Source organism: Allosphingosinicella vermicomposti (genome assembly GCF_003012815.1).
Classification (GTDB): Bacteria; Pseudomonadota; Alphaproteobacteria; order Sphingomonadales; family Sphingomonadaceae; genus Allosphingosinicella; species Allosphingosinicella vermicomposti.
Genome location: NZ_PXYJ01000001.1, coordinates 1172382 through 1193971 on the forward strand (window position 1 = coordinate 1172382; position 21590 = coordinate 1193971).

General features: G+C 62.0%; 13 protein-coding genes. 5 read left to right on the top strand and 8 right to left on the bottom strand.

Going from position 1 to position 21590, the window contains the following annotated elements; translation table 11 throughout:
- Positions 1 to 282 precede the first annotated feature (282 nt).
- Positions 283 to 1653, top strand: a complete 1371-nt coding sequence (locus tag C7I56_RS05755) for a hypothetical protein (protein WP_106639505.1) — start codon at positions 283 to 285, stop codon at positions 1651 to 1653.
- A 477-nt stretch (positions 1654 to 2130) separates the two neighbouring features.
- On the opposite strand, the gene C7I56_RS05760 is transcribed toward C7I56_RS05755, so the two are convergent.
- The 5 genes from C7I56_RS05760 to C7I56_RS05780 all read right to left on the bottom strand — a co-directional run bounded on the left by C7I56_RS05760 (position 2131) and on the right by C7I56_RS05780 (position 12443).
- Positions 2131 to 4212, bottom strand: coding sequence for an AAA family ATPase (locus tag C7I56_RS05760; protein ID WP_106639506.1), 2082 nt, complete (start codon positions 4210 to 4212; stop codon positions 2131 to 2133).
- 131 nt (positions 4213 to 4343) lie between these two features.
- A complete protein-coding gene (locus C7I56_RS05765; RefSeq protein ID WP_106639507.1) occupies positions 4344 to 4586 on the bottom strand; it encodes a helix-turn-helix transcriptional regulator in 243 nt (80 codons plus the stop codon).
- 469 nt (positions 4587 to 5055) lie between these two features.
- Complete coding sequence (locus C7I56_RS05770) at positions 5056 to 9558, bottom strand: sacsin N-terminal ATP-binding-like domain-containing protein (protein WP_106639508.1); 4503 nt, start codon at positions 9556 to 9558, stop codon at positions 5056 to 5058.
- Between the two features lie 371 nt (positions 9559 to 9929).
- Positions 9930 to 11255: a tyrosine-type recombinase/integrase gene (locus tag C7I56_RS05775; protein ID WP_106639671.1), complete on the bottom strand. Its 1326-nt coding sequence runs from the start codon at positions 11253 to 11255 to the stop codon at positions 9930 to 9932.
- Positions 11256 to 11558: 303 nt separating this feature from the next.
- Positions 11559 to 12443, bottom strand: a complete 885-nt coding sequence (locus tag C7I56_RS05780) for a LysR family transcriptional regulator (protein ID WP_158703008.1) — start codon at positions 12441 to 12443, stop codon at positions 11559 to 11561.
- Between the two features lie 89 nt (positions 12444 to 12532).
- On the opposite strand from C7I56_RS05780, the gene C7I56_RS05785 reads away from it, so the two are divergent.
- From C7I56_RS05785 to C7I56_RS05795, 3 genes are read left to right on the top strand one after another with little or no spacing between them, the layout of a single operon-like run.
- Positions 12533 to 13126 carry a cysteine hydrolase family protein gene (locus C7I56_RS05785; protein WP_106639510.1) on the top strand — a complete coding sequence of 198 codons (594 nt, stop codon included), beginning with the start codon at positions 12533 to 12535 and terminating at the stop codon, positions 13124 to 13126.
- Positions 13119 to 15107, top strand: coding sequence for a M13 family metallopeptidase (locus C7I56_RS05790; RefSeq protein ID WP_106639511.1), 1989 nt, complete (start codon positions 13119 to 13121; stop codon positions 15105 to 15107). The genes C7I56_RS05785 and C7I56_RS05790 overlap by 8 nt, the downstream gene beginning before the upstream one ends.
- A 3-nt stretch (positions 15108 to 15110) precedes the next feature.
- Positions 15111 to 16634, top strand: coding sequence for a hypothetical protein (locus C7I56_RS05795; RefSeq protein ID WP_106639512.1), 1524 nt, complete (start codon positions 15111 to 15113; stop codon positions 16632 to 16634).
- Between the two features lie 60 nt (positions 16635 to 16694).
- Here C7I56_RS05795 and C7I56_RS05800 read toward each other — a convergent pair whose 3' ends face one another.
- Entirely contained in the window at positions 16695 to 17495 is an 801-nt protein-coding gene (locus C7I56_RS05800; protein WP_158703009.1) for a hypothetical protein, read from the bottom strand.
- 355 nt (positions 17496 to 17850) lie between these two features.
- Here C7I56_RS05800 and C7I56_RS05805 point away from each other — a divergent pair, with 355 nt between their 5' ends.
- On the top strand, positions 17851 to 18975 hold the full coding sequence (locus C7I56_RS05805; RefSeq protein WP_158703010.1) for an endo-1,4-beta-xylanase: 1125 nt from the start codon (positions 17851 to 17853) through the stop codon (positions 18973 to 18975).
- On the opposite strand, the gene C7I56_RS05810 is transcribed toward C7I56_RS05805, so the two are convergent.
- Complete coding sequence (locus C7I56_RS05810) at positions 18976 to 20109, bottom strand: NAD-dependent epimerase/dehydratase family protein (protein WP_106639515.1); 1134 nt, start codon at positions 20107 to 20109, stop codon at positions 18976 to 18978.
- The gene (locus tag C7I56_RS05815; protein WP_106639516.1) at positions 20106 to 21581 is read right to left on the bottom strand and encodes a glycosyltransferase family 2 protein; all 1476 of its coding nucleotides are present in this window, start codon (positions 21579 to 21581) and stop codon (positions 20106 to 20108) included. The genes C7I56_RS05810 and C7I56_RS05815 overlap by 4 nt, the downstream gene beginning before the upstream one ends.
- Positions 21582 to 21590: the final 9 nt, after the last annotated feature.

Genomic DNA, 21590 nt, shown 5'->3' on the forward strand with positions numbered 1-21590 from the left:
GCTTCCGTGAAGTCCCCTCCCCAGGTCAAGCCGAGGCCGGCCGCAAGCCACTGCGTCGTCGCCCCGTGCGAGCCTTTTCTCTTATGCCCCGATCCAGCGTACGCGCCACGTTGGCGGCACGAAGTGCACTGCGCCTCGCCCCTAGCCGGGTCTCAATACACAAGCATAATGGGACGGTTCGACTCGAGGATACGCACATGCAGCTAGCGCCGAGGAAGATAAAAGAGGCTTCGGAGCCCCTGAAGCGCCGGCGTCCAGCACTAACTGCCGCGGACGGACGCGATGACTCCGATTAGCCAACAACGTTTCGACGCACTGGCCGGGTATACCCGTCTACCAACGATCGTACTGATCATCCAGGAAGCGGCATGGTTCGCAACTGCGGACGAACGCCTGCTTGGCATCATCACCTGGGACCGCTTCGATTATGATTACGGATGGGTCGTCCTTGGACGGGACCGGCGTGGGCGCTTCCGCGCCATCGATCAGGACGTTTCGTACCCGACCTTCGCCCATGCGGAGGATCGTCTCGCGAAAGCAGTTGAGAAGCATGCGGCCTCACCGGACGAGAGCTATTATCAAGGGGATGAGGAAGGGGCGCCGGTGGATTTTTTCACCCCGACGGTTGCCGAGGCGAGATTAAACCCGATCTTCAAGGTGCTGGTCGAGCAGGAACGTTTCTCCCCTGCGCGCGAACTAATCAGGGCGATGATGCCTTTCTTCGAGGATGCCGACGGCAACTTCATCGAACAGTTCCAGACCACCGGCTTCGATCCGCGACTCTGGGAGCTTTACCTCTTCGCGGCCTTCACCGAGCTCGGTTATGCTCCTGAAGAGGGCATAGGAGTCCCGGACCTTCTACTCGCTGGCCCGCGTGGTCGCATCGCGATCGAGGCTACAACCGCTAACCCGCCGCAGCTGGGAGCCGTGCCGCAGCCGACGTCCGACGACGAGATCCGCGCTTATCTGGAAAATTATGTGCAGATCAAACTTGCTCGGGCTCTGACGCGCAAACTCTATCACAAGCAGCGCTACTGGAATGCGCCCAGGATTGATGGTGCGCCATTCGTGATTGCCCTGCAGGATTTTCATGCGCCCGCAGCAATGACCCGGATCACGCCGCTGGCCACCGAATATGTGTTCGGCGTGCGTCATTCGATGACCGACGGTAAACGCCAGATTGAGCGGCTCACCGAGCACGTTTATGGCAATGCTCGCGAGCCATCGAACTTCTTTGAGCTCCCCGAGGCGGAGAATGTCAGCGCTGTCTTCCTAAATCCGCAAGGCACGATCACCAAGTTCAACCGGCTCGGCTACGTCGCGGGTTTTGGCAACCGCGACATCCGGATGATCCGGAGCGGCATCGCACGCGGCGAAATGAACCTGCATGATCCGCGGCCGACCATGTTCCATCAGGATGTTTGCGACCCGGCTTATGCCGAAAGCTGGGTGGAGGGCGCCGTTGTGTTACACAATCCTCATGCGCGGATACCGCTCGATCCTGAGCTAATTTCTGGCGCGGCTCATGAGTTCCTTCAGCCGGATGGGAGCATCATGTCGCTGCTACCCGATTTCCAACCCTATATCTCGCGGACCAACATCAGCCTGGAGCATGACACATTTGATGTGCCGGACGAAGCTAGTGCATTCTGAGATCGCTAGCGTGACCCTGTCGGGTCCCTGTCCTCGAGGCAGTCGCCGCCATCCTACGATCCGCTCGGCTCACCAGCGCGTAGCCCTACTGCGGCGCAGGAACGTCCGGTCGCGGCTCGTCCGAACCTCTAGATGTGAGATCGCGCAAAACGCCTCCCGATATCACCTGGGGGCAGCCGCGGACCGTATTTGGGTATTAAAGTATTCCCACAGAGGAGCGCACCTTCTTACGACAACAGTATGGTATTCGGGCGGGGCCGAAACTCGACGCTGGAATAGGCGCTTACGCAGCCTCACGTCTGATTAGGTATCAGATACCGCGTAGAGGCAGGCTGCGTGAGATACTGGAGGGCCACACTACCGGCGCACACACAGTGTCCCCCCCTATATACCCCCGCACTGTGTGCGCCGGGGCGCGGCACACAGTGAACCGGCTGCACAATTTCGTGCTATGTGCAGTCAATGCAGCGTGTGCATTCAGTTCGCTCCGTTTGGTCCGAGGGCAACCGCCCAGCGCTCGCCTGTCGCTCGATTGCCGCGCTTGTACGTCTCCTCGATAAGTAGGCCATCCCGCTCGAGTTGACGGACGACCTGGTTCGTTCGCTTCCGCGTAAGACCAACCGGAAACTGCGGGTCACTCTTCAGTGTAGCGTAGACACCGGTGCTCGCCTGCGGTGCGAGCGAAGTGCTCATGAACTTATTACGCGCATAGTACTCCGCGATTAGGCGGAGGATGGTCGGGCCGTGGTCTGCCTCATACTTCTGCACGGAGGTGATGCCGGTTAGGTCGGCGGCGCTCTGCCATAAACCGTGCATCCCGCGCTGAACCACCATGTCGGGCTCCGGCGGCCCGTCCTGATTTTTCATAACGCGTAGCAGAATGTCGCCGGCGACCATGCTGCTCTGCTTCGTATCTTCATCATACTCACGCTTGATCTCCTGCTGGAGGAAGAGCCGCCTCCGACAGGAGTTGTGCCATTGAGCGCTACCCGCGTAACCGTCGTCATTGGAACTGTTCCCGCGTGCGCTCGCTCGGTCGATGTGTACGTTGAGCAGGACGCCGATTGGGCGTTTGGGGTGCACCTGCCTAAGCAGCTTTACGAAGGCGCGGACTTCCCTCCGTGCAATCTCGTTTCCATCAAACGTGTCGGACGCTCCGTCGATGATCACGAATTCGGCGTCAAACTCTTCCACCATCTGCTGGAGGTTGCGAAAGTCCGCCCTCGCGCCCAGAAACTTAGGGAACGCAGCGCGTTTCCCGCCGCTCTCCTGCAATGTCTCTCCGTAGAGAGGCTCAACCTCGCTCGCATCCAGAACGCGCAAGTTTTTCCGCAGAACCTCCTCTTGGTAGCCGACCGATGCGATCAACTTGCGCAAGCGGCGCGTCAGACGCTTCCTACCGTCTTCCGCAGAGTAATAGAGGACGCGGCACTGCCTCGCTCCTCGGTGAAGGATGGTCGCGCCCGTCGCCACCGCGCACGCGATTTGCAGGGCGAGAAACGACTTGCCGATGCCGCCGTGACCGCCGAGAAGCGTCACATCCTCGTCCGCGACCAAACCATCGACAATGTCTGGCACTTCAGCATCGTCGCCAGTGTTCCAATCGACCGACAATCTGCTGAGTAAGGAAGCGCCATCCCCGGTTCTCTCCGATTGCGCGTCACCAGAGTTGAGCAGCGCTTCAGCCACCTCTTGCCCGTGCTGTCGTAAAGCTGCGTCATTGGCAAGGTGAGCAACGGCGGCGCCGATCGTCGATTGTGCGTAGTCGGGCCTCTTTGCCTTGTCCCGGGCGCCCAAGGCGGACAGAAGGAAGGTCTCCCAGCACTCTCGCGGACTTTCGGTCTTCGGAGCTAGCAACTTCACCAGCGCCAGGTCGGCATGGGAGCGTGACTCGTAGCGCCCCTCCCAATCACCTCGGAACAGCCTACCAAGCTGCCCCTGGTCTAGCGACGCGTCGTTTGCCAAGCTGTAATCAGGGTACGGTTCGCCCCAGAGCTGGATGTCGGGCGCAGGCGGACCCATCTGGCTGACCATGTTGTTCAACTGCTGCTGGCGGGCGGCCACCGGTCGGTCATGGGTCGCCTGCCCCGTGCAGATGATAAATCGGTCCTGAGAATAAACTTCTATGCCGTTTCGGCGGCGTCCCGGGCCGATGCCCCCAAGCACCCAGATGTGCCAACCGCGCCCCGACCGCGACCGCTCGGTGTAGCTGTCCATCGTAGCGATGACACTCTCGAACCGAGCGAGGTCTTCCGGCGGTGTTCCGTCCTTCACGTCGAGATCGATGCAGCACAGCGGGTCGTCGCTGTGCAGCATGAAGCCCACCTGCCAGCCACACTCCGCCGCCGCCGCACAGGCGGTATCGAAATCCGTCCAAGTGCTGGGGTCGGTGCTGCTCGCGTCGCCGCCGGTAATCGTGCGAGGACGCTTATGGTGCCTTTCCGGACCCGGTTCAGCCAGTGCCCACTGCGGCAGGGCTCGCATTTCGACGGGTATGCGGGACCAGAGCTCGTGCTGGTCGGGTTGTGTGCCGCATCGCGGCTCGGATATGGTGTCCATGGCTTCAAAGGCCTCTGATCAGGCGGCGGGACGTTAGCGCGTCACCGCCGCTTTTCGGTTGGGGTTCTTCCGGTCGTCTTCTGAAGTGGGCATGCCGCGTTCGATCATCCGCGAAACCAGTGACTTACCGGCTACGGCCGCCTGACTGTTGATCGGACGGCGGCTTTAGCGGCTGGGCTGTAGGCGCTCGTACTGCCGAACTTGCGGCTCTCGATGAACGCGCGAACGTCCGCCTCGTCGTAGGCGACACCCGCCTGCGGAGCGTCGCTGTTTTTGATGAAGCGAGGTCCGCGGCCCTTGTGCCGCCAGAACTTTAGCGTGTTGGGCGTGATGCCGAGCAATGACGCGGCTTGGGCGCTGCTGAGTAGGGTCATGTTAGCGGTCCGAATGGGGTCTTCGTCGGTCCTCCCGACGCCAGCCGCTGCCCCATGGCCCGCTACTATCGCTTACGCTCCGCGCACTCTGAAGCCCCAAGCTTCCCAACGTCCCCCTAGGCCACGCTGAAACGAGTGCACCCGCGCAAGCAGGCTAGGCCGGTACGTTACGTAAGCACAGGTTCGTCAAGCAACGGGAAATTGTAACGAGAAAATCAGACAGTTTTCGATAGTAGCCAAAGTGCAACACCTAAAAGCGTCACTGCGGCGTGCAAGAGCAGCTTTGATTGGCACTCAACCTCCCACCTTACTCAACGACAGATTTTGGCCGACAGCGGCCCGCACGCTCACGAACTTAGCAACGACTAACGCGGGCGTGATTTCATTCGAACGCCCTCCGACAGCAACGAACGTTCACTGACCAGCAGTCGATGACGTTTCGGCTCGATCATGCCTCCGGCCAGGCGGCTCAATCCGGCTCACCTGCGACATCGAACTCGAACTCAAGCGCCTCGGCTTTATCCACCCCGGTGAGCGTGAGGTCGCTCCTTACTCGAACGTTCAGTTGGCTAAGTGGATCGAATATGAAGCGGACCCTCAGCTTGCCGGCGCCTTCCTCGAGGCCCGTCACGATCGCGAGGAAGAAGTCCGGGTCGTCCCGCGCGGCCTCGATCTCGGAGGCGGTGAGCGTAACGTCGGTCGGCAGTGCCGCACCGGAACACATCTTGATCTCATAGCATTGGCGGAGTTCGTCAATCGCGTCGACGCCGAGCCCTCTCTCAGCGCGCAGGTCGTTGAACTGCTCCACGTCCAGAGCTAGCGCGCTCCGCACCGCTTCCATGGCGACCTTCTCCCGGTCACTTGACGGGGGAAGTACGGTGCGGGGTGATCCTTGGTTTCCATCGCCACCGTGGCCCGTCCTGAAGTTGCGTTGCTGCTGTTTCGCCCGGCGTTTGTTGATGACAGGATTGCCCGTCGCCGACGCCCCCTTGTTCACCAAAACCCCCGCGGACGGCCTCAGCGAGGCGGGATCCTTGAGCTTCCGCACCTGCACTGGCTGCGTCTTCGCGTCCGACTTGGCCGCCGACTTCGAGGCTTCCTTCTTCGACCGAGCCCGTTGCGCCGCTTGTTGGGCGAGTTGTGATAGTCGTTCGGAAGCGTTGCCCCGCTCTGCCCGGGTCTTCGGGAGCACTGCGCCTTCGGCCTGCTCGCCTGCCTTCGCGCGCGGCCAGATCGCCGCCCACGCCCACGCAGCCTTCTGACGATCGCCCTCGAACAACGCCGAGATCGCTGCTCCCGCCCCATCTGCGGTGCCCGCGTCTTCTTCACTCCGCACGACGAGGCAGACCGGTTCACGGGCCACGTGTGCGCGCGCGTGTAAGGTCAGGGAGCCGGTTGCCAGATGCGCGGTTATCGACAGTTCGGGGTCTAGCAGGACTGGCGCAGCGGCGAGTTCGTCCCAGTCAACGGTGAGGCTATCTAGGAGCGCCTGGTCCGCCCTGACGAGTTCCTGGCGTAGGAGCGCGACCGCTCGGGCGAATGTCGGTCGCAGGGCGTCGCCCTCGGCGACCCCATAGGCCGGCAGGGAGGCGGCCCGAAAGTCCGCCGGCGTTAATCGCACGACGCCAAGGGGTTCGAGGAGCGCAGCCATCGAAGAGAAGGATGTGATCCCGGGTCGCCAGACGGGGAGTTCGGAAGGGGCGCTCTGCAGGAGGGCTTCGCCCTCGAGAGCGTAGAGGGGGCGTGCCGTGGTCCATCCGCGCCCGGTCCATAGCGGGAGTCGTCGCAGCGTCGAGCGCAGTTGGGGAGTCATCGTGTCGATGGCTTCCGCAATTAGTGTCAAGGCGCGGATGGCAACGCCCTGGTCCGCCTTTGAAGGCTCGCCGCCCGCAATCTCCTTCAACACGGCAATTGCGTCTGCCGGTGATGGTAGTTGTATGCCGAGCGCCTTCCAGAGCGGGTCCAGACCTTCGACGTGGGGAGCGAACGGGCGCCGCTTGCCGAGCACTGGTGGTCCGCGCCTCGCGGATTCCGGGGAGAGCCAGGCGCCATCGACGAGCAGAAGGCCTGCCTCGTTCGGGCTCGCGCGGAACGCGTTCCGCAACTTCGCGGGATGCATTCGTTCGTCGGGACCAGCATCGCTCCTGTCGCGGAGGGTGGCCGCAAGGAGTTGGTAGGCGGCGAGCACCTCCTCGGCCACCGCCGGGGTCATCGGGACCGAGCGCAGCGCACGCAGGCGGTCGATCAGGTCGCGCTGGCTGGGACCCGCCTTGACCCCAAGAGCGGTGAGCACCCCGCTTCTCAATATTTGAGGATCAAGCTTCGCGATCGTCGTGGAACGGTCAGCGGGCCGAGGCGGACTACCCGGCGTCTGGAGTTGCAGGTCGCACGGGCGTTGGTAGCCATTGCCCGCGTCCGGCATCCACCGGACGTCGGCCAAGCGCGCGAGCCATGTGGCTCGTACCTCGTTGCCGCGATTCCAGAAGCCGTTGTATGCCCAAGCGGGATGGGCGGTCGCGAGGTCCGCGTATCGCTTGTCCCAACCCCGGCTGAGGACCGCGAGCAGCGCGAGCGCCCGCTTACGTCTGCTCTTGAGCGGTGCCCGGGCTATGTCGGCGGCGACCGCGTCGGCGTCCGGCGACCAATGGTCGTCGATCAGGTGCGTGTAGTTGCCAGCAGACCGGATCGCCAGCATGTGGTCTGCGGTCCGCATGGCCGTGTCGACGGGCGATGCCAACGTCCTGTCGCGCGCGTATGGCGCCACCTCGTCCAGTGGTCTCACGAGTCTGGGTTCGCGTGATACACCCCAAGCGGAGAACAGCTTCTGTGCGCCTATGCCAGCACGTCCCGATGCCTGCTTCAGCAGTTTCGCGTATTCCCCGTCCGCCCACTTGAGACCCGGGGTGCGGTCGGCAGCTTTCGCGAAGCTGTCCACCTCACGATCGATCGCGACCGGGAGATAGAGGTCGGCGGGCCTGTCCCAACCGCGTTGACGGGTGCCGGCGCTGTCGATCCAGGTTGATCTGATGGCTACGCTGCGGCCCATCAGCGGACCGAGTTCCAGCCGGCGCTCGCGCGATAGGTTGGACCAGCCATCACGTAACGCGGTCAGGTCGGCATCCGCGAGCCGGATCGGAGGCGTATTCTGCTGACCCCACGACCGGCGACCGATGATCGCGAACACGTCGGCAGGCTCGTCGCGGTTATCGAACAGCAGCCCGGCCTTCTCGAGCGTCGCTACGAAGGGGGCGGTCGGCGCTCCGGGATCAAGATAGGCCGGGTGAATCCGGCGGGCAATCCCGAGACGTGGGGCGAGTGCTGTCGGCGACGCCTCCTTCACCAGTACCCACGGCTCGTTAGGGCTCGGCCCGATCGTGGTGGTTCCATCTGCCAGCATAATGCCGGGCTTTGCGAGGAATTGCGCGATCAGGTGCTCGCGCTCGAAAACGGCGGCGAACTCAACATACCACTCGACACCTCGCGCCGTGTCGCCATCGATGATCTCGAGCGCATCAGAAACGTCGATCTTTTCCGGCCCGCCAAGTTCGTTGATAACCTGCCGCCAACGGCCAGCGGGGTCTCGGGCGCTCCTAGGCAGTGCAACAGAGTCGGCTGCGAGGGCGGCGACGTCCCGCTCGGTAAGGATCGCCTCGAGCTCCGGCGCCTCGCACGCCAGGTCGTCAAGATCGACTTCTTCGTCTCCAATTTGGAGGGTCAGGTTGCTCTGGAGCAGCGTGCGGCTCGCTTCTACGACGTGCTCGCGGATGGTCTCGTCCATCCACCCGCCGTTCGTGCCTGCCTCGCTCGCGATGGGGACGTGGTTCCAGCCCGTCTGCATATCTCGCGCGAACGCGTTGAGCGCCGCCCAACTGACAAGCTGGCCGAGGTCTTTCATACGGGCCAAATTCCAATCGTTCGGTATCAGCGTCGATCGTGCTGCGTCCGGATCGAACTGTGCATTCAGTCCGATCGACAACCCAGTCGCCGAGGGCAGCGGCATGCGATCGTATAGGCCGCGGGGTGTTCCACCACCCAGGGGTACGCAAACACCGAGCGGCGTTGTTGCGCCTGTATCCTTGTTGGCGCGCTCCTCGCCCACTGGAACCGGTCTCTGAGTGTTGTAGCGGCGGAAGATGGGCCTTTCGTCGCGTCCGCCTTCGATCACGCTCACGTCATCGATCGTGACGTCCACGGTCGTGCCGGAGAAGCTGATCGACCCCGTATCGACATGCCGAACGTCAACCGCGAAGCGGAGCCCGCGGTCAGGATCACCGAGGTCGTCGTAGCGTAATTCCCGAATGCTCTTGAGGAAGATTAGGGATTCCGCGCTGAGTTCACTGACGGCGTCCGCGATCCGCTGACTCGTGACTTTTGACGACAACGGGATGACGAGCATCGTGTCGCGGCGCACGCCGTCGTAGATTCCGGGGATGTCGGGCTCCGGCTCGCATGGTTGGGGTCCATCCGCGCTCATCACCAGGTGGAACGGCGAAGCGTGCAGGGCAATCGGTCCGCCTAGGGCATTTAGTGTTCTCTGTCCTATGCCGAAGCGGCCGGCGGCGTCGGCGTCTTCCTCTTTTGTCGAGAGCCAAGGCAGCAGCATCGCGCCCACATTCGCGAAGGTCACGCACTCTCCGTCATGCACAATGAGGAGTTCCGGTCGGCCTTCGTCACGGTATGCGACCCGCAGGCTCTTGGCGGCAAGATCGTCGGCGTTCTGGAGGCATTCAAGAATGCCCTGGAACGGGCGTGGGCTGAGGGTGCTCGCCCCCCTATCCGCTCGCTTCATGCTCACGCGGAAAATGGATCGCTGCTCCGCCATGATCTCGCCGAAGCGAACGACGGCCGCCCGTGCCCAGGAGATCGAAGGCGACGCCGGCACCCAGCCCCGATTGTCCCAGTCGTTCGCCAGACGGTCGGCGGAGTCGCGACCAGCTTGCTCGTCGTCAGTCAGGTTCGCCGCTGTCGCCAATATCGTTGCTCCGTTAAGAGGACGAGGCTAGCCTCGATTTGCGGCAGTCGGCAACTTCGAAGCGTCGATCAGGGCCTGCCCGGCTGTCCCGGATCTGCTCCATTTTGGACCGCTCTGAGCGACACGGCGCGACGGCGGCGATGAGGGTGCTCAGCCGCGGCATGGCGAACTCGATTTCGAGCGGCTGCTTTCGACCCGTTAGCGGACGCCCGGCCTTCGCCTGAACTACGACGGCTGTTGGGATTCTCCGCAGGCAGGTCAAATGCCCTTTGGGCGAAAAGCTGGCCGGCCTTGAACGTCGCGGACTAAGGAAGGCCGCCTTCCCTTGGGAAGGGAGCCTGACCGATCAGCGCTGGACGACCCTGATACCGTTATGCTCGCAGCGCCACCACGTTGGCACCGAAAGCTTGTGCGGCGGCCACCCTGCCCTGCTGCTCGATCCAGTCGCCAATCTGCTGTACCTCCCGGTGCAGCCAACCGAGGTTGGTAAGATCAAGGTAATTGCGAGCGGTCACGTCCTCTTGCGCGGGTTTGTGACCGGTCAGCATATCCGTGCGAAACTTCTCGATCCGGCATTCCCGCATGGCGATGTTGGTGAAGGTGCGGCGAAGATCATGGAGGCTGAGGTGCTTGCCCGCAACCTTGCTGACGGTCTCCATGGCACTGCGGGCATCCATGATCCGCCCCGCCTTTGACCAGCTCGGGAAGACGTATGGGCTGGGATTTGTATCTGTATCCGCCGCTAGCTTGTCCGCTGCGGCTTTGCGCGCGCGAAGAAGTGCGACGGCCTGTGATGAAAGCGGCAGAGTGATTGGCTCCCCGCGCTTGCGCTCGTCCAGATGCCATGAGCATTCCGCCAGATCGTCGGTAAGGTGCACGCGCTTCCAGGTCAGCGCTGCGCCCTCGTCCCGGCGCGCGCCAGTCAGCAGCAGGAAGATCGTGAGGTCGATGCCGGCCAGCGCGTCCCGGTTCTTCGGGTTTTGGCGTGCTTCGTTTAGCTTGTTCCAGACCGCTCCCACCTTACCTTTGTCGATGTAGCGCTCGGTGCGGCTACCCAGCTTTGCCCAGTGGTGTTTAAGCGCACCGACCGGGTTGTGCGCGATCACGGGGGTGCCGTCCGGACGCCGGTACTCGTCGACGGCAAAATTGAAGAGAATACGGAGGGTGACCATTGCGGAGTTTGCGCTAGCGGGTGCCGCCTTCTTCCCATCTAACCCGCCGGTCATGATCTCCTCGTGGCGATCCTTGACCATCTCGCGAGTGATGCTGGCGATGGGCTTGTTGACCCAGGTCGCGAACACCTGCTCGACGTGACGCCTGTACTCCGCCGCGGTGTTCGGCTTGAGTTTACCCGGCCGCCCCACATAGGCTTCGAGCACTTCCTGTAGCGTGACCTGCATGGCCTTTTGCTCGCGAGCGACCTCCCGCGGGTCGATGCCGCGCTCGAACTGGTGCCGGTACTCGTCGGCCTTGCGACGCGCCTCGTCCACCGTCCACGCGCCGTAGCTGCCAATGGTGACCCGAACATCGGTGTTGGTGCCACGCACGCGCCCCTGCGCGATGAACTTGGCCAAGCCGGTTGGGGTCACCCGAAGGCCGAAGCCTTTGGCATCCCTGTCCCAGTAAAGCACGTCGCCTTTGCCCCCGGCCTTGGCGACCCGATCAATGTTAGTCTTCGTGAGCTTGAGCTGCGGCATGAAGAAGTGTCCCGTAAGTTGCCCGTAAGTAGACTGCACATCCCTACGATCACCTACGCCTGATGTCTCCCGCATCTTTCGCGAGTATTTTCAATCACAGAACTACTTACGAGCACATACTCTAACCTTCACTAACACCGACTAATTCAAACTCTTAATCAGCGGGTCCTAGGTTCGAGCCCTAGTGCGTCCACCATTTTTCGGTGATTTTACCACACAAACTCTTAATCATTGATTTCAGACAGCCCTGGACGAAGGCCACATTCTGTGGGGCTGATACGGAGAATATCTCGCAGCAGCTCCTTAATCTGCGGGAAGTGTTTTACGCACATGCTCGATCAGGCTAGCGAGCGGCGACCCCTGCGGTAGCGGCCGAAGCGTCGTCAGCCGTAACGCAACGCACGGTAAGGGAACGGCCGATCGCAGCGCGATCAGGGTTCCAGCCGACAGCTCATCCGCGACGGCATAGTTGGGCAAAACCCCGATAGCGGCGCCTGCCAGCACGCCGCGCTTCACACCCTCGACACTGCCCGCCGATTCCAGGCGAGGCGGATGAGCCGTATCGCCTAGCCACGCATAGACTAGTTTGTTGAACGCACCCTCCGCATCGGAAAGGAGGGCCGTCCTTCCCGCCAAATCGCGCGGGGCCACCACCTTGCTCGCCAAGGCATGATGCGGGGCCACGACCAATCGCAATGCGACCAGCGCCAAGTCGTTGTCGTCGTCACTGCTCGCGCCCTCGATGGTGAGTGCAGCGTCGAGATCGCCGTCAGTGACGCGTTTCCTCAAGTCCTCGCATAGCCCGATCGCGATCCGGACATCGGCCCCGGGCCAGTGCCGGCGGAAGGCGCCCAGCGGCCCCGGCAGCAAGTAGGAACTGATCGATTCCACGGTCCCCAATTTGATCGTCGCTTGCCCCGGTTGCTTACCGACCGCGAGCGCGGCTTCCGACGCCGCAATCAGCGATCTGGCGTGCGGCAACATCGCCTCGCCCCCGGCGCTCAGCACGGCCTCGCGCCCCGCGCGGCGCAGCGTCATCGGCACGCCGACCAACCGTTCGAGCGACGACAGGGTCTCGGACACTGTCGATTGCGCAACGCCGAGCGCACGCGCCGCGGCACCGATACCGCCGCCTTCGTGCACTGCGACAAGCGCGCGGCAGTGCCGGACTTCGAGGTCTCTGATCATGCGCGTCCCATCGGTATTTCCGATGACCTTATCGCCATTTTGGTACGCCACGCCAATCGCTCATTCGTTTTGAAGACGAGGAGTAACGCTTGACCGATTTGTCGCCCAACACCGCCTTACTAGTAGTCGACATGCAGATCGGGTTCGACCACCCCGCTTGGGGGCCTCGCAACAACCCCGACGCGGAGACCAAGGTCGCAGCCCTGATCGCAGCTTGGCGGGACGTCGGCGCGCCGGTGATCCACGTCCATCATGATTCGCCGCATCCCACGGGGCTGTTACGCCCCGGTACGCCGGGCAATGCGCCGAAGCCCGAGACACAACCGCGGGATGACGAGCGGTTGTACCGAAAGACGGTCAACAGCGCGTTCATCGGCACCAGCCTGGAAGCGGATTTGCGGAGACAAAGCGTGGATACGCTGGCGATCGTCGGCCTGACCACCAACCATTGCATATCGACCACCGCCCGGATGGCGGGCAATCTCGGCTTCAAGACATTCCTTGCGGCAGACGCCACCGCGACATTCGACCGTGCCAATCTTGATGGCCGGGTCCGCCCCGCCGCCGAGGTCCATGATGCTGCGCTCAGCGATCTGCAGGCCGAGTTCGCCGACATCGTTTCCAGCGAATGGCTGATCGCCGCCCTTACCAATTCCACCGATAGAAAGGTTGCCCATGCTTAAGACCCGCGCGCCACGAGCCGGATTGCTCCTGGCCACGACCTGCCTTGCCGCCACTGGCATCGCGTCGGCGAGCATACCGCCCGTTCAAACCGAAGCGGTCGATCCCTCGATCCGGCCGGGCGAGGATTTCTATCGTTATGCCAACAATGCATGGCTCAGCGCGACGCAGCTGCCCGAGGGTGCGTCACGCATCGACACGACGGCGCAGTTGCGTGCCGAGAATGTGCGCCGCGTGCGCGCGCTCGTCTCGGAAAGAATCACCAACCCGGTCACCCCAACCGATCAGAAGATTGCCGATTATTACCTGACCTTGACGGACAGCGCCGCAATCGAAGCCAAAGGATTGACGCCGATTGCCGCAGACCTGGCAGAGGTGGCCGCGATTGCCGATCGACGCGCGCTCGCAAGCTGGCTCGGCCGCACTGTGAGCCTCGACGACGGCTACAACCAGCAGACCCAAAGCGTGTTCGGCGTTTGGATCCACCAAGGCTACCAAGATCCCGATCGTTATGCTGCGCATTTGGTGCAGGGCGGCCTTGGTCTCGGCGACCGTGACGCGTATCTCGACGCGTCGGCTGACGCCGTGACCAAGCGCGCGGCGTATCGCGCGCGGATCGCCAGCGCCCTCAAACTGGCCGGGTTCGACCGGCCGGAAGATCGCGCCGGCGGAATTCTCAACCTCGAAATCGCTATCGCCGGAACGCACGCGCCACGGTCGCATACCGACGATGTTTTCAAGATCGACAATGAGTGGCAGCGCTCCGATTTCGCCGCACGAGCCCCAGGTCTCGACTGGGATGTCTATTTCGACGCGGCGGGGCTCGACGCCGCGCCGAGCTTCGTCGTTTGGCAGCCGAGCGCGGTAACCGGCAGCGCCAGATTGGTGGCGACGCAACCGCTCGACGTGTGGAAGGACTATCTCGCCTTCCACTTGATCGACCACTATGCCGCAGTCTTACCGCGGGCGGCCGGTGGTGCGGCGCCCGATGCCTTTAACGCGACCGAAGCCGTGTTCGGCGACGCGATTGGACAGCTTTATGTCGATCGCTACTTCCCGCCGCGCGCAAAGGCGGCTGCGGAGACCATGGTAGACAATATTCGTGCGGCGTTCCGCACGCGGTTGGCCAACTCCACCTGGATGGCGTCGGAAACGAAGTCCAAGGCGCTCGCCAAGCTGGATGCGCTGAAGGTCGGACTTGGTTACCCTTCGGCCTGGGTCGATTACTCGCCGCTCGCCGTGATACGCGGCGATGCCTTCGGCAATCTCAAGCGCGCCGAAGCCTTCGCCTATGCCCGTGAGATCGCGAAGCTTCGCAGCGCGGTCGATGCCAATGAATGGCCCCGATACCTCCATCCGCATAAGGTGAGCGCGGTCCTGAACCTCAGCCCGAATAGCATGCAGTTTACGGCCGGATTGTTGCAGCCTCCCTATTTCGACGCGGACGGCGATACTGCGGCCAATTACGGTTCGGCGGGCGCCGGACTGGCGCACGAAGTCAGCCACAGCTTCGATGAGGTCGGCAATATCTACGACGCGCAAGGGCGGCTTGGGCATTGGTGGAGCGAGGGCGACTTTGCAAGGTACAAGGCGGCGTCGGCACTGCTTGCGAGCCAGCTCGCCGCCTGTGCCGCGGCACCGGGGCTCTATGCGCGCGCTAGCAAGATCCTCGGCGAAAGCACCGCCGATATCGCAGGGTTGGCAGTCGCCTACGATGCCTACCGCCTGTCGCTGCAAAGCAAACCCGACAGCGTCAAGAACGGCCTGACCGGCGATCAGCGCTTTTTCGCCGCCTTCGCGCAACGCTGGCGGCGGCTACAGACGGACGCGTCATTGCGCACGCAGGTCGAGACCGACAATCACGCCCCGCCCTCTTGCCGCAGCGGCTTGGTGCGCAACATAGATCCCTGGGTAAAGGCGTTCGACGTCAAAGCTGGCGCCCCGCTTTTCCTCCCTCCCGGCGACCGTATCCGGGTCTGGTAACCCGTGATCCGCAACCTCCTGCCCGCCGCCGTCTGCCTTGCCCTGATGCCGGCGCCGGCGCAGGCCGGGTGGCACGTTGCGCAGTCCAAGCACTTCATTGTCTATTCGGACGATCACCCGGCAGAATTGACCGCTTTTGCCACGCGACTAGAACGTTTCGACAAGGCGGTGCGCGTCGCCCTCAATCTACCTGATCCGGCCATTGGTCCGTCCGGTCGACTGATGATCTTTATTGTGCGGTCGACCGACGATGTCGAGCGGATCACCGGCATGAAGGGCGCCGACATCTATCAGCCGCAATCGCAAGCAGGAGCTTGGGCGTTTTTCCCGCAGCGCAGCCCAAATGATCACGGCCGCCGGACTCCTTCGCCGCTAGAAGTGCTGCAGCATGCTTACACCCACCGTGTCCTGCTTGGCAGCTGGCGGGACGTCCAGCTGCCGCCATGGCTGAGCGAAGGGTTTGCGGAATTTTTCGCTACGACCAAAGTCCGCTCCGATGGCAGTGTTGTTCTAGGTGGCCTTCCCGAATATCGCTGGGACGGCATCGATCAGGCAGATGTTTTTCCGGTCGAGCGGCTCGTCAGCACCGGCCCCGATTTCACCGATGCCAAGCAAATGCACGTCTTCATCGGCCGCGCCTGGCTGTTGATCAACTATCTCACATTCGACACTGATCGATCGAACCTGTTGAACGCCTATGTTGCGGCGATCCGGTCCGGAAAGCCGACGCAAGAGGCAGCGGCGATCTTGGGCGTAGATGCCTGGCTCGACAAAAAGCTCGATGCTTACGGCAAACGCCCGACTTGGCCCTCAGCCGTATTGAGCGTTGACGAGGTGCCGATCGACCCGGTCACCACACGTGCACTGACTACCGGCGAGGCCGCAATGATACCCGTGGTTATGCGGCTTCGCAGCAGGAGCAGCACCGCAAGACCGCGTGACGTCTTGATACAGGCCCGCGCGTTTGCTGCGCCATTCGTCAACGATGCGGCCGTACAGAATGTCCTGGCCCAAGCGGCCTATGATGGAGGCGACTTCGCACTGTCTTCGGCCTCAGCCGATCGTGCACTTTCGGCGGATCCGCGATCGGTCGATGCGATGATCGTCAAGGGCCGTGCACTCGCTGCGCTGGCCGTCAGGGAGGCCAGTGATCCGTCCACCTGGGCCGCCGCGCGCAGCTGGTTCATGGCGGCAAATGAGGCAGATCCGCTTTATTTTTTCCCGTTACAACTCTTCTACGAATCGTTCCGCGCGGCGAGCCAGGAGCCTACGCCATCGGCGCGTCAGGCGTTGCTCCATGCCTATTCACTCAATCCGACCAATGGCGCCTTGCGGATAGAGGCCGCGCGCATATTCCTGGAGGATGGCGATCTGGATGCAGCCAGGGTCGCGCTGGGTAATGCGTCAATCGACGAATATGGCGGCGCTATTGCGCCGATAGCCGCCAGAACCGTGCAGGCGTTGGATGTCGGCGGCGCGGCTGAAGCTTTGACTGCCTTGGCAGCATTCCCGCCCAAAGCCGATTAGAAGTGCACCTTAGCCGCTGATGCCAGATTCGAGCAGTGATGCGGCCACCACCTTCTCAGTTCAGAAATGGATCCAGGCGCCGAGGAGCAATCCGCGTTCGCGTAGCGCGTTTTTGCCGTCCAGCGTCATCAAGCCGCCGAGATGCAGGGAGACGGTATCGTTGATGTCGTAGACGCCGCTCAAAAACAGATTGTGGTAGCGGTAGCTGCGGAATTCATCGTCGCCCGGACCGTCGGAAAATGTATTGTACAAATTGGCCATGAGCAGCGTCCGCGGGGTGGGACGGAAGCCAAAGATGATGTCCGCGTGAAATTCGTTCGGCGGATCATCGCCACGAAACGTATAGCCCGCATCGCCGATGACGAAGGCGTCGTGCCCGCTTATTCCAAAGCCATGGCCGACCTGGGCGCGCAGATCGAATTCCATGCCTTCGCTGCTCACCTGGCCGAGCGTGTCGCGGAAGGGGTCGATGGGGATGCGCACTTTCCCTTGTAGCGAGATGTGCGTGCTGCCGATTTCGGCGATCCGGTAGCGGGCGCCGAGATCGACGAACTGAAATCCAGTCTCATTGCGCTGCGGCTCGTTCTTGATGTTGATGTCGCGGAGACTCGGTGTGAGAAGCAGCGTCAGGTCGTCCGTGGCGCCATATTCGAAATTGAAATAAACCTGGGCCTGACGGTAATTGTTGATGTCGTAGACGTTGCCATTGTCGTCGAACGCCTTGTCGCTGTTCGAATAAAGGCCGGTTATGATGACCCGCCCCTCCCCTTGGTCCTGGACAAAGGCTTGGGCTTGCAACGCGGCTGGCAGGGTGGCCAGGCCAAGGACGGAAAGAGCCTTGAGTGCGGCGCGCATCTGCATGATCAACCCCTTTTCGTTCTGGCCTTTCCCCTCCCGTCAAAAGGCGGCTTTATCTGCGCAAGTATCGCCGATCAGAGCGCATCCAGCCATGGTGGAAAACACGCAGAGCAATCCGCCAGGCCGACCTGCGACAGGGCTCACGAAAATACCGCAATAACGAATGCGGATAACAGGCCACGATAATTTTATCCGTTTCCAGGAACTTATCCCCATCTGAGCGCGCGTTAACACTTGCACCGCCGTAAAATCTTCGCCTAAAGCCATCGCGGGCAGAAGGGGCGCGGCGGGGCGCATGGAGCGGGCATGACTGTGCCAGCGCCATACAACCCGCCGCGCGAGCAGAGGCGGGCGGGACGTGTCTTTCCAGATTTCGCGCAGGCATTTTCTTGCCGCGATGGGCGCTGGCCCCTTGGCTGGCAGCCAGGCGTTTCAGGGTGCAATGGCGGCGTCATTCAAGAACGATCCGGCGCCCTCCCTCGCGGAGGCGGCCCGGCGCAGGGGGCGGTTTTTCGGCGCAGCCATCCGCATGGATCAGCTGGATGCCGATCCCGACCTGAAGGATGCGGTACTGCACGAATGTTCGTCGCTGACGCCGGAAATCCACTTCAACTGGAACAGTTTCCGTTACCATCGCAACAGCCCCTGGTTCGAACATGCCGACAGCCTGGTCGCGCTCGCTGAGCAGCACAGTCTCCATGTGCGCGGTCACAGCCTGCTCTGGGAGCAGACCACGCCGCGCTGGGCGATCAAGGAACTGAAGCGGACGAAGGATTGGAGCCTCGTCGACGCTTTCTTCAAGGAAGTACTGCCGCGCTATGAAGGGCGCGTTCACGAATGGGACGTGGTGAACGAGCCGATCGATAGCGAGCGCGGCGTCAACGGCCTGCGCACGACCATATTCTATAAGGCGTTTGGGCCATCTTATATCGAACGGGCAATGCATGAGGCGCGGCGCTACGACCGCAAGGCAAAGCTGTTCATCAACGAATATGGCTTCGACTATGACAATCCCGTCGAAGAGGACCGGCGAACCTATTTCCTGAAGCTGATCGAGCGGCTGAAGAAGGACAATGTGCCGCTGGATGGCGTCGGCGTTCAGGCTCACCTCGATCTGTCGAAGGGTCCGTTCAAGCCGCAGGTGGTGCGCAATTTCCTGAAAGAGCTGCGCGCCTTCGACATCGACGTCGTCATTACCGAGCTTGATGTGAAGGAACATGACAAGGGCGCGCCCCTTCCCCTTCGCGACAAACGCGTGGCGGCGGAAGCGCGGTCGTTCCTGGAAGTGGCGCTGGACGAGCCTGCGGTGACCGGCGTCGTCACTTGGGGCCTTAGCGACCGGCACAGCTGGCTGGAAGATCAGTCCAAGGGATTGCCGCCCGTCCACAAGGCTCACAAGATCAATCGCGGGCTTCCCTATGACGCGAAGCTTGAACGCAAGGACATGTATTACGCCATGCGCGAAGCCTTCCTGCAGGCCTGATCAGACGACGAGCTTGCTGACGGAAAGCTCCTGAAGGCAGGCCTCGCTGCGGTCCGTGGGTTTCCTGGCAACGCGGACCCAGTCGATCAGCTCGGCCATGCCGTCCTCGAAACTCCGCTCCGGCCGGATGCCGAATACGCGCTCGATCTTGCCGATATCGGCGAAGCAGTGGCGGATGTCGCCGACGCGATACTGCTCCAAAATGCGCGGCGCGATATTCTTGTGGAGGAGATGGGCGAGCGTGAAGGCCATCTCGTTGACCGACACGGCCTGGCCGCTGCCAACGTTGAAGGCGTCCCAAATCCGCAGATCGCTTTCCAGCACGGTCGCGAAAGCGTTGGCGACATCGTGAACGTGGACAAAGTCGCGCCGCTGTTCTCCATCCTCGAACACCAAAGGCGGCTGGTCGTTAATAAGACGGGAAATGAAGATGGCGGCGACACCCGTATAGGGATTGGAAAGCGCCTGCCGCGATCCATAGACATTAAATAGGCGGAGCGCGATTGTCGGGATACCCAGCGCGCGACCGACCGAGAGAAACATCTCCTCATGATCGCGTTTGTTGATCGCATAGATTGAGGTGGGCTGTAGCGGCTTATCCTCGCTGGTCGGGACTGGAGCCAGGCTTTCGCCTTCCAGCTCCAACTCCCAATCGCGCCGGGCCAGCTGATCGTGGCCGCGCGTCGGGGGCGCGACCGCGGATCCGTCAATGCGGCGATACTCGCCTTCCCCATAGCTCGACATGGAAGAGGCCACCGCGATCCGCTGCACCGTATGTGGCACGCGCGACAGGGTTTCGAGCACCACGGCCGCGCCCATCACATTGTTGCGGGTGTAATCGACGATATTCGTCATACTCTGACCGACGCCGACGGAAGCGGCTAGGTGGCAAAGATGGGTCACTCCCGATAGCGCTCCTTCAAACACGCCATCGTCCAATATGTCACCGCGGATCCGGTGTGCACCGGGGTTAAGGTAGACGGGCCAGCCATCCACATCCATTTCCGCATCGCCATGCACTTGAGGCGACAGGCAATCGAGCACCGTCACTTCAAAGCCGCGCTCCAGCATCATGTCGGTGAGGTGGGAGCCGATAAACCCGGCGCCGCCGGTGATGAGAACATGCCCTGTCATGCGATCACTCCTGCTTTTTCCCGGGTGAAAATCGGCGCTGTAGGCGGCTCGATGCCTTGGCCGTGGACTTCGCGAACCAGTTCCTCATTCGCGTTGATCTTGACGGTGCGCTCCCACACCAGCCCGCCGTCCTTCCGATACATGCGCCAGCCGATCCACAGGGGGATGAGCCAGATCAGCCAGAAGACCATGATCGACAGCGGATTGATCCGGATCATGTACCAGATCCGGTCGCGGCGCCGCTTCAGGACGAAGGCCGTGCGGCGCCATGTACTCCAGTAGATGAAGGCGAGCGATCCGATGAACAGCGCGAGATTAAAGAGGGAGAGCCCCACCGCCCAGGCGGGCAGGATATTGCCGCCCTGCATATAATCGGCGATCGCCCAGATGCCGATCGGAAGACCCACAGCGTTGAGCCACAGCGACATACAGGGCAGAAAGTTCATCCACGCTTTCACCCGCTCGCCAAAGGTGAAGCCCATTTCGCGCAGCGGCACGTCCAGGCTCTGAAAGAAACCCGCAACCCACCGCTTGCGCTGGGTAATGCCGTGATAGATCGTATTGGGCACTTCCTCGATCAGGGGGTTGGCGATGACCCCCAGGCGTCGGCCATGCTTCCACATCCTCATACCGACTTCCGGATCCTCGATCGTAATCCACGGATGGAAGCCGCCCAGCTCGACGAGATCTGAGGCGCGGAAGAACAAGCCTTTGCCAAGAACCCAATAGGGATGGCGGCCATTGGCGGACAGATGCGGATATTTGCGGCCGTCCCAGACCATGTGGTCGAAACTGTGCCAGGTCGACGCCATGGTGTCGTTGAGATTGCCCGCGACATTGGTCGCCTGAAGCACGTCGTAGCGGAGCATACCCGCCGCCGCCGCCTTGAAATGGTCCTTGGGCGGCGCTGAATCGGCATCGATATAGTTGACGAGGAAGTCGCCCATCTCCTCATGCTCATCAACCATCCGGTAGAAGGCGTAGACGAGCTGCCGGGTTTTCTTCGGCGGCAAGTTTCGGGCATAGGCACGCGGGCCATGATGCCACCAATAAGCATGGCTATTGGCGTCCCAGCTTTGCCAGACATTGTCCCAACTAGGGTCCGTGGTCGCCGGAACCGGCATGACCTCAAGAAAATCAAACTCGCTGGCCAGGCGCCGAAGGCTGGCGACAGTCTCTTGATCATCAGCGTTGGGAATAGCAACGACCCGGTAGCGCGCGGCGGGATAATCCATGTCGGTCAGCGACGTGAATGTCGTCCGCATCGTTTCTTCGAGTTCGCGAAGAACGGGATAGAACAGGACGATGTAGGGAAATTCCGCCTCGGAAAGCAGGTCGGCATTTTCGACCTCAACCCAGTTTACGGGCCGGGAGAAGAGATAGAAATCGACTAGAAAGCTGCCAAAATAAAGAAGTTGGACGCAAACGAACATGGCGACGAGGATGGTCCCGCTGTCGAAATTTACGCCCATCGCCCTCTC